We start from the raw sequence: 395 nt of genomic DNA, 5'->3' as shown, positions 1-395 counted from the left end.
CAGGTTCTGGTCACTGGACAGGATCGCCGACGGGTGGGCGCCCTCCTGGAACCACTGCGCGCCGAACTGCAGCGCGCTGATGCCGGTACCGATGGTCAGCGCGTGCACCGCGATGGGCGACAGTCCCAGCAGCCGGCCGGGCACCGGATGGAACCGCTTGTGCCACACATCGTCGGCGGGCACTTCCTCGCCGTTGAACCGCCACTCGGGACGGCCCTTCTCCATCTGCACCCGGACCAGGTCCGGGTGCTGCAGCAGGATCAGGTCCGGCTTGCCCCGTAGCCTGTCCCGCTGCCCGGTCGCCCCGTACACGTTGCCGCGCAGCATCGCCGAGTACGTGTACGTCGATGTCCAGTCCGGCAGCTCGTACCCGTCCCCGCCCAGGTCCGCCAGCA

Annotated in this window: 1 protein-coding gene; it reads right to left on the bottom strand. The window is 69.6% G+C overall.

What is annotated here, in order from left to right; genetic code table 11:
* Positions 1 to 395: phage portal protein (locus CAY82_RS25380; protein WP_170931145.1), on the bottom strand; the 395-nt coding region annotated here is incomplete at both ends.

It is taken from the genome of Pseudomonas sp. SID14000, from assembly GCF_002165135.1.
Taxonomy (GTDB): Bacteria; Pseudomonadota; Gammaproteobacteria; order Pseudomonadales; family Pseudomonadaceae; genus Aquipseudomonas.
The sequence above is the reverse complement of the archived record's forward strand: the minus strand, read 5'-3'. Positions and strand labels throughout refer to the sequence as shown.